We start from the raw sequence: 13,598 nt of genomic DNA, 5'->3' as shown, positions 1-13,598 counted from the left end.
AGACCCTGGTGCTCCTGAATTACATCAGCACCCGCAACCTCCGAGGTGATGCCTTTGGTGGGCTGACGGCAGCTGTGGTTGCCCTTCCGATGGCATTGGCTTTTGGAGTTGCTTCTGGCGCTGGTGCGGCTGCGGGCCTCTGGGGTGCCGTGATTATTGGCCTGGTGGCGGCACTGTTTGGCGGGACATCCACGCTGATCTCTGAGCCCACTGGTCCGATGACGGTGGTGTTTACTGCCGTGATTCTCAATTTCACCAGCCAAATCCCAGACCGAGCCACAGCGTTAGCTCTGGCTTTCATGGTGGTGATGCTCGCAGGCCTTTTCCAAATCCTCTTTGGGTTGTGTCGATTAGGCAGATACATCACGATGATGCCTTACACCGTGATTTCAGGCTTTATGTCTGGCATTGGTGTGATTCTGGTCATTCTTCAGTTGGCCCCATTTTTAGGTCAGAGCAGTCCAACCGGTGGTGTGATTGGGACGCTGACCAGCCTGCCTCAATTGATTTCTGGTGCACAACCACTTGAGTTTTTATTAGCGCTGATTACTCTGCTAATCCTTTGGTTTACCCCTGAAAATTGGAAGCGTTTTTGTCCTCCCCAGCTTCTCGCTCTTGTTGTGGGAACAATTCTTTCGCTCACAGTGTTTTCGAATGTGGGTTTAAGTCGAATCCCTGAGTTTTCAGCTGATTTTCCTAGTTTTCAGCCTCCTACTTTTTCGGCAATTACTCCAGATTTGCTTCGATTAATGGTGGTGAATGGAGCTGTATTAGGAATGCTCGGTTGCATAGATGCTCTGCTTACTTCTGTTGTGGCAGATAGTCTGACTAGGACAGAACATGATTCCAATAAAGAATTAATTGGTCAGGGTTTGGGAAATTTGGTGTCTGGTCTTTTTGGCGGCTTGCCAGGTGCTGGCGCCACGATGGGAACGGTTGTCAATATTCAGGCAGGCGGTCGTTCTGCTCTTTCGGGAATTGTGAGAGCCATCATTTTGATGCTTGTTATTTTGGTAGCAGCACCCTTGGCTTCGCGCATTCCCCTGGCGGTGCTTGCAGGTATTGCCCTGAAGGTTGGTTTTGACATTATCGATTGGAGCTTTTTGAGGCGAGCGCACCATTTGTCGATGAAGGCGGCTTGTATTACTTACGGAGTGATTGGCCTCACGGTACTTGTTGATCTGATTTGGGCAGTTTTTATTGGTGTGTTTGTTGCCAATGTTCTAACGATTGAGCGGATGACTGCTCTTCAGTCCAAGGGCGTTAAGACGATTAGCACCACTGATGATGATGTGATTCTTCCACCTTATGAGCAGGAACTTCTTGATCGGGCTTCCGGTCGATTACTGCTCTTCCAGCTCACCGGTCCAATGATTTTTGGTGTTGCCAAAACGATCAATCGAGAGCACAACGCGATTGAAGAATGTGAGGCTGTGTTGTTTGATCTGAGTGAAGTTTCTCACCTGGGTGTCACAGCATCCCTAGCACTTGAAAATGCAATCAAAGAAGCCATTGAAGTGGGCCGTTTGGTGTATGTGGTTGTACTCCCTGGGGCGACGCGCAAGCGCTTAGAAAAACTCAAGCTTCTGGATCTCCTCCCAGAACACCATGTCAGCGCAAATCGCTATGAGGTGTTGTTGCATGCCGTCAATCAATTGCCTCAGTTACAGGAGCTCTCCTCTTAGATGGCCTCAGATCGTCTGGTCATGCGTCGTCCGGATGACTGGCATGTCCATCTCCGAGATGGCCCCATGTTGGAAGCGGTGCTGTTTGCAACGGCCAGGGTCTTTGGAAGGGCGGTGGTGATGCCGAACTTGCGACCACCCATCACAACTGTGGAAGCTGCGCGTGGCTACCGCCAGAGGATTGTGGATGCGCTGAACCACGGCGTGATGTTTACGCCATTGATGACTGCGTACCTAACGGATGATCTTGACCCCAACGAGTTGGAACGAGGTTTTGTTGAGGGGGTGTTTGCAGCAGCGAAGCTTTACCCAGCCAATGCCACGACCAATTCAGCAGCTGGGGTAAGCGATCTGGCGTTGATTGCGCCTTTGCTGGAAAGGATGGAGGCGATCGATATGCCCTTGCTCATTCATGGAGAGGTCACCGATCCAGATGTGGATGTGTTTGATCGGGAGGCAGTTTTTATCGAACGGCATCTCATCCCTTTGCGTGAGCGTCACCCTGGATTGCGGATTGTTTTAGAGCACATCACTACAGAGCAGGCCGTGGATTACGTCGCCAATGGAGACCAGCGTTTGGCAGCCACAATCACGCCCCATCACCTCCATCTCAATCGCAATGCGATGTTTGTGGGTGGTTTGAAAAGTGATTTTTATTGTCTTCCAGTCGTCAAGAGAGAATGTCATCGTCGCGCCCTGGTAAAGGCGGCGACGAGCGGCCTTCCTTGCTTTTTTCTAGGGACGGATTCAGCTCCCCATCCCCGATCGGGTAAGGAGTCAGCCTGCGGTTGTGCCGGGATTTTCAACGCTATGCATGCCATGGAGAGCTATGCCGCTGTGTTTGAACAGGAGGGTGCACTGGATCGTTTAGAGGCTTTTGCGAGTGAATTCGGTCCGCGCTTTTACGGCTTGCCCTTAAACAACGACACCATTGCATTGGTGCGTCAGCCGCAGATTGTGCCCCAGCAGCTCACTCTTCCTCAAGGTGGTTTCGAAGCATTCGACTCTGAAGAGGCGCCTGTCTTCTTTCATGCCGGTGAGTCTCTGGCTTGGTCTGTTGACTTGATGGGTCGGGCTTAAGGGATCTGCAACAGGTTCGACGCTTTGACGGAATGGGTCCAGAGGGGCTCCCTCTGTCTTCAGCTCTTAAAACTAGATGTGTGATCTGTTACGACCATGTCTTGACTGATGGGGGCGGGGGGACTTGAACCCCCACAGACATTTCTGCCCAAACGATTTTAAGTCGCGTGCGTCTACCGATTCCGCCACGCCCCCGCGTGCCATGCAGGCTCGCTCCGACATCTTAGATTCACCCCAATCAGGTCGTCTTCTGTGTCCATCGATAATCTCCTGTCTTCGGTCTCGTCAGACACGCTGCTTGTGATCGGTGGCTATGCGGCTTTGGGTGGCCTCTACCTAGTCGTGATGCCACTTGCACTCTTCTTTTGGATGAATCGGCGCTGGCATGTCATGGGGAAGATTGAGCGCTTCTCTGTGTATGGGCTGGTGTTTTTCTTCTTTCCAGGAATGATTGTGTTCGCACCATTCCTCAATCTCCGCCTCAGCGGTCAAGGGGAGGTTTAAGTCTTTGACGCGTGCCGGTGTTCTCAAGCTTGGTTTAGGTCTCTTACTCGCTGGGGGTGTTGGATTTTGGCTATTTAAGGCCGCAGGGTTTGAGGGGTTTTCAGCAGGAATCGCTGCTGAGGCCGTGTTGGTGGTGATTGTCGTGGTCTGGACAGGTTCTTACCTCTTCAGGGTGGTGACGGGGCAGATGACGTACATGCAGCAGCGTCGCCGCTATCGAAAGGAGTACGACCAACTCACAACCGATCAGCTTCAGGCTCGTTTTGATGCTTTGAGTCCAGATGAGCAGCAAGCCCTGCTCGCATCTCTCAATTTGGATGAGTCTGAATCGGAACAGACCACAGAACCGTAGGCTCCGTTAATCAGACCCTCTGCTTTCTGTGACGGAACAACTTTCCAGGATTGAAGCTGTTTTTTCCCGAACGGCTCAGGAACAACGGATGGCATTGATGCCGTTTCTGATGGCAGGGGATCCTGATTTGAGCGCGACGGCTGAAGTTCTCCTGAGCCTTCAAGCCAATGGCGCTGACATTGTGGAGCTTGGCATCCCCTATACGGATCCATTAGCGGATGGGCCTGTGATTCAGGCTGCTGCCTTTCGGGCCTTGGCGCAAAAGACCACGCCAGCGAAAGTGATCGAAATGTTGGCTGGCTTGAAAGATCAGCTCAGCATGCCCGTGATTCTGTTCACTTACACGAACCCTCTTCTTAATCGTGGACCGGAGCGCTTCTTTGCGGAAGCTGCTGCTGCTGGTGCGGCAGGCTTAGTGGTGCCTGATCTTCCTTTAGAGGAAGCAGAGAGATTGTCTCCTTTAGCTGCATCGTTTGGATTGGATTTGGTCTTACTCGTTGCACCAACAACACCGCAAAATCGGATGCAGAGGATTGCTGAATCCAGTCGTGGTTTCACTTATTTGGTGAGTGTGACCGGTGTGACCGGTGAGCGCGTCAAGCTCCAGGATCGCGTAGCGACGTTGGTTAGCGATTTGAAGGCGTGTAACAGCCGTCCGGTGGCTGTTGGGTTTGGGATTTCTGGACCTGACCAAGTTTTGCAAGTGAAACAGTGGGGGGCTGATGGTGCAATTGTTGGTAGTGCTTTGGTTAAACGAATTGCCGCTGCTTCGCCCGGAAACGCTGCTCTTGAAGCTGGAGAGTTTTGTCGGCAACTTAGGGATGCCGCTGGATGATCTGGCTAGCTGATCGATGCCGTTGTTGCAAAGGCATCGAATCGAAGGTTCCTTAGGCAGATCGTTAATAACGATTCAATGAATACAAGTCGTTTGTGCAACCAGAAGATGCCATTCTATTGTCAACAAAATACTTAAAGGGGGATGGACTAGTGGCACGTTTTGTTCTTTGGGGAACATATTGCTATGGCGCACTTCAAAAGCGTGAGCCTTTTCGAGATGAGCATCTTGCTGGACTGCGTGCGCTCAAAGAACAGGGAACATTAATCACGCTGGGCCCTACAGAAGGCAGTACGCACGTGTTTGCGATTTTTGAATCAGACAGCAAAGCAAGCGTTTGTGCCCTACTTGAGCAAGACGTGTACTGGCGTGAAGGGATCTGGACACAGCTTGATGTTTATCCCTGGGTCCAGGCCTTTTGAGCTTGTTGCCAAACCCATTCACCCACAATCACATCACCACCCTCACCAAGGGTTTCGGCGTAACCACTCATTTGTCCGATTCCTTCTCGGGCGACTTGCGCGATGGCCTCACTGCTATCGAGTCCACGCTTTGATAGCGCTTTGATCTTGAGAGTGCGTCCTCGACGAATAATGTTTTCGCCATTGGGGTGGCAACTCGCGCAATTGTTTTGAAACAACGAGGCTCCCGACTCAACGGCAAGTGCAGTTGAAGGCCACAAGAGCATTACGGCAAGCAGGATTGATGAGAGGAGTCGAATCATGCTCACAGAGGGTGGTAGAGCAATAGTTTGCTTCCTTGTTCGGCGACGTGCTGATGCTTGTCTCGATTGTTGGCAGGATTAGAGAATTGATGGACATTCCCCTTGGCCGAAAAGGATCTTCAGCGATTCCTGCAAAAGGTGAATCATCTGAATGGCTTGGTTCAGTCCCTTCACGAGCATCCTGAGCGACGTGAGCAGCTCGCCGCTTGTGACGATCACAACTCAGTTGTGCAACTTGCCCGTTCCTGGGGGTTCGAGATCGCTCGACGATGGGGTGATGGAGAGGGGGAAACGATTGATAGGCCGTTTAACAACCTGTTTCATGGTCAGGATTTAGATGATGGCGAGGAGCACGAGCGGATGCTTTGCCAAGGTCCTGATTGGCGCTTGATGCGGATCGAGTCATGCGCGGCTTCCAGCCCTGAAGGGTTCTGGTACGACCAGGCTGAAAACGAGTGGCTGACCCTGATGCGTGGCAGCGCCAGATTGCAATTCAAGGATCCCGAGGAATGTTTTGATCTCAGTGTGGGTGATCAGCTCTTGATTCCAGCCCATCGTCGCCACCGTCTCGTGAGGACAGATCCGCACCCTGGAACGTTATGGCTTGCTCTGTATTGGCCTGTGAACTCCAGTCCTCCTGTCTTGTCGCTGAATCAAGAGGGGTTGAGCGTTTGACGAGCCAGTAGGAGCCGGCAAGGGCAATCGAAGCGACACCAAGCCCAATGAGCAGTTGTGGTTTGTTCTCAGACCCTGAAGGTAAAACAATCACTTTTCGGGCAACAGCCGTTAAAGCTGTGACCAGAACGAGTTCAATCTGGATGATATGTTTCCTGAGGTAGCTGGTGACGTTCTGAAGAACTTCAAGGGCAATCAGGACGGTTAGGAGATCTCCAAGAATTTTGATCAGTCCATCGCCGAGCCAGTAGGAATTGCGATCGGTGTAAATCAGCGCAAGGCTGACGCGAATGGTGAGTTGGATCAGGGCCGCCACAATCACCACAGCTGTGATGACTGTGAGCAGCTTGGCGACTTGTTGCTCTGCGGAGTCAACGAGCAGCAGGAAGGATCGACGCTTGCGACGGGCCTGAGGCACGGCTGATCAGTTGGTGAATGGGTTGTAGTAAGGCTTGGCAGGGGTCGTACCTGCTGGGTTTTCGATCTTGGTATTACAGGTGATCGAACCGTCGTCTCCCGTTACGCAATCAGTTGGCACCACAGTGCTGCCTGGCCCTGAACGGCTGTTGGGACCAAGCAGCCATGTTTCTGTTTGAGCCTGCGCGATCTGGGGCGCACCAACACAGAGACCAGCACCAGCCATAAGTCCAACGCTGAAGACGAGGGAAGCGGATAAACGCAAGGCAGGAAGGCATCTAAAACCACTTTGCCTGTGATTGCGTTCAGTTGCCGCGATCGTCGCGGATTTCGCGCAGAAGGAGATCGAGTTGGCCAAATGGATCGGTGTCTGTTGTTAAATCTCCTGCGGAGGCGTTGGCATGCGCTGGAGCGTTATTGATCCAATCGGCTTCGATGCTGCAAAGCTTCGCAGCGAGACGGGGTAGCCCTCCGAGCCGATGCTCTCTTTCAAGCACTTCCATCAGAGCGGGCATGCGAGTTGAGGTTGCTCGAAGGCTACGGCGAAGATCGGCTTGGGTTCGACCCTGTTGTTTCAGCCAATCCTTCAGAACGAGAGCAAGCTCTTCCTCAACGTCTGGAGACCAGGGATTCATGAGCGTCCGAGGGGGAACCATCGATCCAGTCTGCGTTGTGCCCGTAGACGGATGTCTGGTGTGATGTGTTTGCTGCATAAACCGATCACAGCTGTCAACGCAACAAGGTCATCGCTGAACCCCGCGACAGGAAGAAAGTCGGGAATGAGATCGGTCGGTATGAGCAGGTAGGTGAGCGCTGCCAGCATGGTGAGTCTGGCTTGAGGAGGAGTGGCCTGATCGATCACCATCTCAAGGGCTTCAAGGGCTGGAGCCGCAATCGTTCTTCCAGCACGCCTGAGTAACCGCTGAAAGACTCCTTCATCAATGACGGAGCTGTCGATCACATCAGCTTCAAAAACGGAATCGGTGCAAGAAGAGGCATCAGACATGAACGATGCAGCATTGAGCAGTCAAGGTGCCTCCACTATCACTTAAATCGCTGGATTTTTAGTAGGCGGGTTCCACCAAGCCCTGTTGGATGCTGGTTTTACGCAGTTTGCGTAATGCTCTTTGAACCACCTGGCGGCAATATTCTCTGCTGCAATTCATCTGTCGGGCAACTTCGGCAAGGGTGCGCCACTCGTGGCTTCCATCAAGGCCAAACCGCAGCATGACGATGGTTCTCTCCTTTGGGGTCAGGTTCGAATTGTCGAGCAGTTTCCAGGCGGAGTCTGTGCGCTCAGCGATTTCAGCCCGCTCCATCGGTGGGATTTCATCGCTTGGCAGCACATCCACCAATTCGGATGGATCGGATTTCGACTTCACAACACCCTGAAGGCTCACCGTGACACTGCGGAGTTCACAGCCCAACAAGTCCTCAACCTCGCTGATCGGCAACTTCATGCTTTCGGCCAATTGCTCCGCGGATGGGGCAAGCCCATTGCTTTGCATGAGACGCGCTTTCGCAGCACGTAATTTCGTCAGTTTTTCATTGACATTGACAGGGATGCGAATCGTTCTACTTTGCGTAGAAAGGGCGCGATTCAAGCCTTGGCGAATCCACCAATAGGCATAGGTAGAAAAACGATGGCCTCGGGTGGGATCGTATTTTTCTACAGCTCTGGTCAGTCCGAGCGTGCCCTCTTGGATGAGGTCAAGAAGATCAAGTCCCTTGCCTTGGTAACGCTTCGCAAGATTGACAACCAACCTTAAATTGGCCGTAATCATTTGATTTTTTGCCTTTTCTCCCCGTTTGATTGTGCGCTTCTCTTCGTCGTTGTAAACGCACGCATCTCCTTCGCCACCTGCGATTGTGCAGCGCTCAGTCAGAGCTGCCATAGCCTGCACCTTGCGGCCCAGGGTTAATTCCTGTTCAGGCGTCAACAGTTGATGCCGACCGATTTCGCCGAGAAAAGCACTCAGAGAACTCACCATCTGTGACTCCTGGTTTTCTTGAACTTAGGGCGAAAGTCTTTCTATCCAGATTGCGTAATAAAGACTGCGGAATTTATATTTATACCTTAATTCATGTTTTTATCGTTATTCATTATTGCTCCATGATTTCTTTTTGTTGCGCGTTAGCCAGAGGCCTGCAGGTGGTCCTTACGCCAGCGCGCTGGCAAGCCAGCAGCTACGGTCAGCCCCACTGAATCATTTGTTATGCCGCTGGCCACTTTGCTGACTCCAGAAATCGCCAAAAGCGCTGGTGTGGCCTATGTGCACTATCTAAGTTTCATGCTTTGTTTTGCCGCTCTCGTGGTGGAGCGTCGCTTGTTGCGTCCAGATCCCGATCGACGGGCAGCTACGGCCATGGTGATCACTGACATCATTTACGGGATCGCCGCTTTGGCCCTGCTGGTGAGTGGCATTTTTCGTGTCTTGTACTTCGGGCAAGGCAGCGAGTTTTACACGACGAATCCTTTGTTCTGGTGGAAGGTGGGTCTGTACCTATCCGTGGGTGCCTTGTCGTTGTACCCAACAGTGACTTACATCCTCTGGGCAATTCCTTTGCGTAAGGGAGAACTCCCAAAGGTGTCTGAAGCGCTCGCTACTCGCCTGGGCTGGATTGTCAACATTGAGTTGGCGGGTTTTGCCCTTGTGCCCTTGTTGGCAACACTGATGGCGCGTGGTGTCGGACTACCGGCATCGTGATTTGAAGCATGCAAGTTGACCCCTGTCCCCCAGTCCAGGCTCAGCAGATCAGGACCGACTCGTTGCGAGCTAGTGATCTGACCAATGCGCCAGGGTACGGCTCCAGATTGGCGATTAGCTCATCTGGATTCCCTGTGCTGCAGCGCTGGTGCGTCTGGGTTCAGCCAGCTGAAAGCACTGAGCCCAATCGCTGGGAAAGACGATGGTTCGGCGCTGTAGATCGTGCTCTTGATGAGTGGTCTGCTGTTTTGCCGATCATCCGGGTTGACGACCCTGAGCGGGCTCATGTCCGAGTGGAACGTCGCAGGCCGCCCCGGCGACGTCTGGCTGATGGATGGCGAGCGAGCAATGGCAGAAGCGTCCTTCAGGTGTTGGAGGTACAACGGCAGGGGGTGTGGCGTCTTGAGCCCCAAGTCACCGTGATGGTGTCACCTGAGTTGAGATCGGAATCTCAACAGGCCACAGCGCTTCATGAGTTAGGACATGCGTTCGGACTATGGGCCCATAGCTTGGCGCCGAATGATGCGATGGCACCTGTCCAAGGAGCGTCCCCGGTGTTGAAGCTGTCGCCCCGTGATCAGCTCACTCTGGAGTGGATGCGACGGCAGCCCACTCGATTTGGACTGCCTTTGCCTGCGCCTGCAAGGCCTTAGGAACGCCTGGGCGCTCCACGTCGACTGGCGAGAACAGCTTGGACGTCTCGCCAGCTGACGTTGTGATGGGCTAGAGCCACTTGGAGGTGAAAAATTAAATCAGCAGCTTCACCTGCGATTTCGTTGGCGTTGTTGTCTTTGCATGCCATTACGAATTCTGCGCTTTCTTCACCGATTTTTTTGAGAATTCGATTGTCACCCCCTTCAAGCAATCGGTTGGTGTAACTCCCTTCGTCTGGGCAGTTGCGGCGATCTTCAATCACGCGCATCAATTCGGTGCAAGCATCGGCCGGTGGGGGTAATGCCTCGTGTCCTCCTTGGCTAGGAACTGGACCATCGTCATAGAAACAGCTGCGTGCTCCTGTGTGACACGCCACATCGCCGGTTTGTTCGATCGTGAGAAGCAATACATCAGCGTCGCAGTCGTAGCGAAAGCCCTTGAGACGTTGAATGTGACCGCTGGTTGCTCCCTTATGCCACATCTCTTGTCGAGACCGACTCCAGTAGTGCACTTCACCGGTGCTCAGTGTGAGTTCTAGTGCCGCACGATTCATCCAGGCCTGCATGAGGATGGCACCATCAAGCCAGTCTTGAGCGATCGCAGGGATGAGCCCCTTCTCATTGAAGCGGAGTTCGTCAATGAAGGCGATATCAGCGGCTGGCATCGGGCCTCGGTGCATTTAGATGTAGACAAGGTCAATTCTCCCGCAGTGTGCTCCCTCTTTTGAGCTGATGTTTCTGCCTCCCGCCGGCTTCACCTGCAGCAAGCATTTCGAGGGGTATCCCTGCTGTCATAGGCAGTGGCAACACGAAGGACATTGTCATTTCGTCCATGGCTACAGCCGAAGCTTCACCTTTTGGTTTGCCGCTAAGGAGCTTGATGCATGTGGCTTTGTGGTGGATTTCTCAAGTTTGCGTCCCTTAGAGAAACAGTTGAGAGATCAGTTTGATCACACTTTTTTGGTCAATGATGATGATCCCTTGCTTGAACAGTGGCGTTCTCTGCATGAGCAGGGAGCCATCGATCTTCGCGTGATGAAAAATGTGGGAATGGAAAATACGGCACAATTATTGTGGAACTGGGCCAATGAACTCCTGAATGAACGTGATCTTGGCCGAACCTGTTGTTGGAAAGTAGAAGCGAGAGAAAATATTAGTAATGAAGCAACATATTATTCAGTCCCACACTGGTTTGAGTCTACTGATCCGGAGAAGTAACTTTCTGCATCGAACTATTGCTTTTTACAGCTTGCATCGTATTGATCGTGCTGTGAGCCGTAGATCCTGCTCGAAGTGGATGATTTGATGATTGCTTTATTTTGATGCGCACAGGGAAACGTTGTGGCACTTTCACCCAATTACCAGTGGCATTCTGAGGTGGGAGAAGGGAGTAATAGGCTCCACTACCTGAGCTAATATTAATAACAGTCCCTTCGAATTTCTTGCCTGGGTACATATCAAGCTTGATCGATGCTTTCATGCCAGGACGTATTCGATGAATTTGTGATTCTTTGTAGTTCGCATCAACCCACCATTGACTGTTGTCGACGATTTGGAAGAGAGCTTGCCCAGGTTTTACATACTGCCCTGTTCTGATCGTGAATTTGTTGCTGATGAAACCATCAAAAGGGGCATGATATTTTGCGTAATTGAAGTTAATCTTTGCAGTTCCTAATTCGCTTGAATTTGCATCAATTAGTGATTCCTGCTCGAGAAGCTTTTGCGAAATTCTTCGTATCTCTGCTATGGCTCGAGTGACATCTGCATCTGCTTCAATGGTGGAAGCTTGGAGCTCTTGTTCTTTTTCAAGGGAAACGACATCTTTCTCCAAAAGGAAGGCATAGCGTTTTTGGTTTAAACCAACTAGCCAACGAGAAGCCTTTTTACTTTTGAGATCGTCTTTTGCTTTTTGAAGCTCTTGATGCATGCTTTTTAAGTTTTTCTTACTGGCTTCAAGTTTGCTTGTTTTTTGATCAACAATTACCTGAAAGGAATCAGGAACAATCTCATATATAAGCTCTCCTTTTTTGACAAACTGATTAGGTTGAATATGGATGTTTTTTATATAACCAGCGACATAGGGTGCGACTGTGATGGTATAAGCGTGAACGTATGCGTCTGGGGTATTTGGATAATAGTGGCCATAGACAAAAAATGCTGAGATTCCCAGCGCTAAGGTTCCACTTGAGCATGATGCAATCAGAATAGTCCTCTTATTGTTATTAGCTTGGCTTGATTTTTTTTGGGGGTTGGTCATTGCAAAATTTTGTAGGATAAGATTTATTAGTTGTTTTATGATACATCTAGCTCAGGTTTTTGCACTGGCTTCTTTGTGCAGGAAGGGAAGGAGGCTGAGAGGGATTAAGATCAATCCAGCAGTAGTCGATAAATTGATAATGCTTACGACGTCTACCTGCTTGCTTATTGCTTCATTTATGATCTCAAGAGATGCTTGTGACCATGTGTCTGTGGTTAACCCACTATTTATATTCAGAAATGGTGCTTGGAAGATTTCAAGAGCATTATTTGATTCAAAAATTTGAGAGCGGAATCGATCCCAACTGCCTTGGCTTGATGTTGTGATTAATGCTTGGCTGATTCCCCCTGAAATTGCTTTTGTTATATTCGTGCAGAAAAAAGAAACGGCGCTTGCTCCAGTCATTAGTTCTGCAGGCATTGTTTTAAAGCAAAGCTGTAATTCCATAATGATGAAACCGAGTCCAAATCCAAGCATAAAGAGTTGCTTTGTGAGGGTCTGATTGTCTTGGTGCGAATTGGTTCCACTGATCCAAAGTGCAGCAGTTGCAAAGATAAGAATGCCAAGGCTAGAGATTATCTTCTTTTGCATTATGCTTCTGCCTATATAAAAAGGATTTATGATTGGAGTGGTAAGGAAAGTGCCAGTAACAGTTCCTAATGAGAAAAAAGTAAATGGGATTGAATAACTTCCAATCGTATTTCCCATTACCTGCATCATGAAATGTGGGACTGTGCCGAAAATCATGAAAACAAAAAATAAGATCACTGAAAGGTTGATTAGGCTGACGCAGTAATTGATATCATTGAATATTCTTGGGTTGATCAAAGGTGGACCTTTGCTTAGCCTCCAGAAAAAGAATCCTATTAACAGAACTGAAGTCCATACTGCGATGATATATATAGAGCTTTGAAACCATTCTTTTTGATTGCCATACACTAGGGACATGCTGAAAAGACCAAAGCCTCCGGCTAGCAAGCTATACGTTAGCCAATCAATTTTAATTCTCGTATCACCAGGCGTGCTCGGCATGAGTTTGATGATGACGCCTAAAGAAATTAATATTAATAGACCGAATAATCCATAAATATATCTCCACCCAATATTCCAAGTGATGAATGCTGAGATGGCGATCCCGCCTGTAGCCCCAATGGCAAAGAAAAAGACGAGAAGCGATTTTCCTAGTGGGATGTAGGCCTTCCCGATGCGCCCACCCATGTGGCCGCCAGCAATGGGTAGCGAGACACCTCCTCCAAGGCCCTGCAAGATCCTGAAAAAATTAAAGACGTGTTGTTCTGTTGATATGGATGCGGCTATCAGACTAATTCCAAACAATCCAAAGCCAAGAACTGTGATGGCTTTGGGACCAACTTTTTGCTGTAAGTTTCCAACGAGCGGCATGATTAAAGCCGCAGGAATTAGGAAAAGAGCATCCGACCAAATGCTCTCGTATGGCGTACCTCCCAGGTAGCCTCTGGAATAAAGATGGTCAGGAACGCCAATGGTGTCTGTTAGGAGAAAGATTAGTTGTGTACAGAGAATAGCCATGGTGAGAACTGCCCGATTTGTTCCCCAGAAACCACTGAGATCTACGCGTCCTGTTGATGCGATTTCACCATTGACCTCTGAATCCATCCTTTCAACCTTCTTTGCCACCATTGAAGCGAACTTTAAGCTGGTTGTGAATGCACTCGCACAAGCAGTGAGT

General features: G+C 50.4%; 19 protein-coding genes, 1 tRNA gene and 1 pseudogene. 10 read left to right on the top strand and 11 right to left on the bottom strand.

Translation table 11 applies throughout. The features are described 5' to 3' along the window. Positions 1 to 8 precede the first annotated feature (8 nt). Together SynMVIR181_RS08735 and pyrC are read left to right on the top strand one after the other, a co-directional pair. Positions 9 to 1,685 (top strand): SulP family inorganic anion transporter, encoded by a 1,677-nt coding sequence (locus SynMVIR181_RS08735; protein ID WP_186588964.1) that lies wholly within the window; start codon positions 9 to 11, stop codon positions 1,683 to 1,685. Further along, positions 1,686 to 2,765, top strand: coding sequence for a dihydroorotase (pyrC, locus tag SynMVIR181_RS08730; protein WP_186588963.1), 1,080 nt, complete (start codon positions 1,686 to 1,688; stop codon positions 2,763 to 2,765). A gap of 109 nt (positions 2,766 to 2,874) precedes the next feature. Here the strand turns inward: pyrC and SynMVIR181_RS08725 are convergent. Then, a tRNA-Leu gene (locus tag SynMVIR181_RS08725) sits at positions 2,875 to 2,960 on the bottom strand. A 57-nt stretch (positions 2,961 to 3,017) separates the two neighbouring features. On the opposite strand from SynMVIR181_RS08725, the gene SynMVIR181_RS08720 reads away from it, so the two are divergent. From SynMVIR181_RS08720 to SynMVIR181_RS08705, 4 genes are all read left to right on the top strand, one after another. Then, positions 3,018 to 3,269 (top strand): NAD(P)H-quinone oxidoreductase subunit L, encoded by a 252-nt coding sequence (locus tag SynMVIR181_RS08720; RefSeq protein ID WP_186523357.1) that lies wholly within the window; start codon positions 3,018 to 3,020, stop codon positions 3,267 to 3,269. 4 nt (positions 3,270 to 3,273) lie between these two features. Further along, on the top strand, positions 3,274 to 3,621 hold the full coding sequence (locus tag SynMVIR181_RS08715) for a DUF3007 family protein (protein WP_186588962.1): 348 nt from the start codon (positions 3,274 to 3,276) through the stop codon (positions 3,619 to 3,621). Positions 3,622 to 3,649: 28 nt separating this feature from the next. Continuing rightward, on the top strand, positions 3,650 to 4,456 hold the full coding sequence (gene trpA / locus SynMVIR181_RS08710) for a tryptophan synthase subunit alpha (protein WP_186588961.1): 807 nt from the start codon (positions 3,650 to 3,652) through the stop codon (positions 4,454 to 4,456). Positions 4,457 to 4,608: 152 nt separating this feature from the next. After that, entirely contained in the window at positions 4,609 to 4,878 is a 270-nt protein-coding gene (locus SynMVIR181_RS08705; protein ID WP_186588960.1) for a YciI family protein, read from the top strand. Here the strand turns inward: SynMVIR181_RS08705 and SynMVIR181_RS08700 are convergent. Both SynMVIR181_RS08700 and SynMVIR181_RS13310 read right to left on the bottom strand, forming a co-directional pair. Then, entirely contained in the window at positions 4,854 to 5,180 is a 327-nt protein-coding gene (locus tag SynMVIR181_RS08700; RefSeq protein ID WP_186588959.1) for a c-type cytochrome, read from the bottom strand. The two genes, SynMVIR181_RS08705 and SynMVIR181_RS08700, sit on opposite strands and share 25 nt — an antisense overlap. A 78-nt stretch (positions 5,181 to 5,258) precedes the next feature. Beyond that, the gene (locus SynMVIR181_RS13310) at positions 5,259 to 5,399 is read right to left on the bottom strand and encodes a hypothetical protein (protein WP_255444533.1); all 141 of its coding nucleotides are present in this window, start codon (positions 5,397 to 5,399) and stop codon (positions 5,259 to 5,261) included. Here SynMVIR181_RS13310 and SynMVIR181_RS08695 point away from each other — a divergent pair. Continuing rightward, positions 5,337 to 5,738, top strand: a pseudogene (locus tag SynMVIR181_RS08695) (Nif11 domain/cupin domain-containing protein); the annotation flags it as partial. The gene SynMVIR181_RS13310 and the pseudogene SynMVIR181_RS08695 overlap by 63 nt on opposite strands. On the opposite strand, the gene SynMVIR181_RS08690 reads toward SynMVIR181_RS08695, so the two are convergent. From SynMVIR181_RS08690 to SynMVIR181_RS08670, 5 genes are read right to left on the bottom strand one after another with little or no spacing between them, the layout of a single operon-like run. Beyond that, a complete protein-coding gene (locus SynMVIR181_RS08690; RefSeq protein ID WP_255444229.1) occupies positions 5,701 to 6,273 on the bottom strand; it encodes a phosphate-starvation-inducible PsiE family protein in 573 nt (190 codons plus the stop codon). The pseudogene SynMVIR181_RS08695 and the gene SynMVIR181_RS08690 sit on opposite strands and share 38 nt — an antisense overlap. Before the next feature lie 6 nt (positions 6,274 to 6,279). Beyond that, on the bottom strand, positions 6,280 to 6,537 hold the full coding sequence (locus tag SynMVIR181_RS08685) for a hypothetical protein (protein WP_186588957.1): 258 nt from the start codon (positions 6,535 to 6,537) through the stop codon (positions 6,280 to 6,282). 40 nt (positions 6,538 to 6,577) lie between these two features. Then, positions 6,578 to 6,907 carry a hypothetical protein gene (locus SynMVIR181_RS08680; protein WP_186590585.1) on the bottom strand — a complete coding sequence of 110 codons (330 nt, stop codon included), beginning with the start codon at positions 6,905 to 6,907 and terminating at the stop codon, positions 6,578 to 6,580. Beyond that, positions 6,904 to 7,278 carry a YkvA family protein gene (locus SynMVIR181_RS08675; RefSeq protein WP_186588956.1) on the bottom strand — a complete coding sequence of 125 codons (375 nt, stop codon included), beginning with the start codon at positions 7,276 to 7,278 and terminating at the stop codon, positions 6,904 to 6,906. The genes SynMVIR181_RS08680 and SynMVIR181_RS08675 overlap by 4 nt, the downstream gene beginning before the upstream one ends. Positions 7,279 to 7,336: 58 nt before the next feature. After that, positions 7,337 to 8,263, bottom strand: coding sequence for an RNA polymerase sigma factor RpoD/SigA (locus SynMVIR181_RS08670; RefSeq protein WP_186588955.1), 927 nt, complete (start codon positions 8,261 to 8,263; stop codon positions 7,337 to 7,339). Between the two features lie 225 nt (positions 8,264 to 8,488). On the opposite strand from SynMVIR181_RS08670, the gene SynMVIR181_RS08665 reads away from it, so the two are divergent. After that, positions 8,489 to 8,980, top strand: a complete 492-nt coding sequence (locus tag SynMVIR181_RS08665; RefSeq protein WP_186588954.1) for a DUF2214 family protein — start codon at positions 8,489 to 8,491, stop codon at positions 8,978 to 8,980. Between the two features lie 8 nt (positions 8,981 to 8,988). Further along, complete coding sequence (locus SynMVIR181_RS08660; protein WP_186523346.1) at positions 8,989 to 9,633, top strand: peptidase; 645 nt, start codon at positions 8,989 to 8,991, stop codon at positions 9,631 to 9,633. On the opposite strand, the gene hisIE is transcribed toward SynMVIR181_RS08660, so the two are convergent. After that, positions 9,630 to 10,298, bottom strand: coding sequence for a bifunctional phosphoribosyl-AMP cyclohydrolase/phosphoribosyl-ATP diphosphatase HisIE (gene hisIE / locus SynMVIR181_RS08655; protein WP_186523344.1), 669 nt, complete (start codon positions 10,296 to 10,298; stop codon positions 9,630 to 9,632). The genes SynMVIR181_RS08660 and hisIE overlap by 4 nt on opposite strands. A gap of 67 nt (positions 10,299 to 10,365) precedes the next feature. Here hisIE and SynMVIR181_RS08650 point away from each other — a divergent pair, with 67 nt between their 5' ends. Further along, the gene (locus tag SynMVIR181_RS08650; RefSeq protein WP_186523340.1) at positions 10,366 to 10,851 is read left to right on the top strand and encodes a 6-carboxytetrahydropterin synthase; all 486 of its coding nucleotides are present in this window, start codon (positions 10,366 to 10,368) and stop codon (positions 10,849 to 10,851) included. Here SynMVIR181_RS08650 and SynMVIR181_RS08645 read toward each other — a convergent pair. Beyond that, positions 10,832 to 11,890: an HlyD family secretion protein gene (locus tag SynMVIR181_RS08645; RefSeq protein WP_186588953.1), complete on the bottom strand. Its 1,059-nt coding sequence runs from the start codon at positions 11,888 to 11,890 to the stop codon at positions 10,832 to 10,834. The two genes, SynMVIR181_RS08650 and SynMVIR181_RS08645, sit on opposite strands and share 20 nt — an antisense overlap. A 51-nt stretch (positions 11,891 to 11,941) precedes the next feature. Continuing rightward, positions 11,942 to 13,525 carry an MFS transporter gene (locus tag SynMVIR181_RS08640; RefSeq protein ID WP_255444228.1) on the bottom strand — a complete coding sequence of 528 codons (1,584 nt, stop codon included), beginning with the start codon at positions 13,523 to 13,525 and terminating at the stop codon, positions 11,942 to 11,944. Positions 13,526 to 13,598 lie beyond the last annotated feature (73 nt).

The organism is Synechococcus sp. MVIR-18-1 (assembly GCF_014279835.1).
GTDB lineage: Bacteria > Cyanobacteriota > Cyanobacteriia > PCC-6307 > Cyanobiaceae > Synechococcus_C.
The sequence above is the reverse complement of the archived record's forward strand: the minus strand, read 5'-3'. Positions and strand labels throughout refer to the sequence as shown.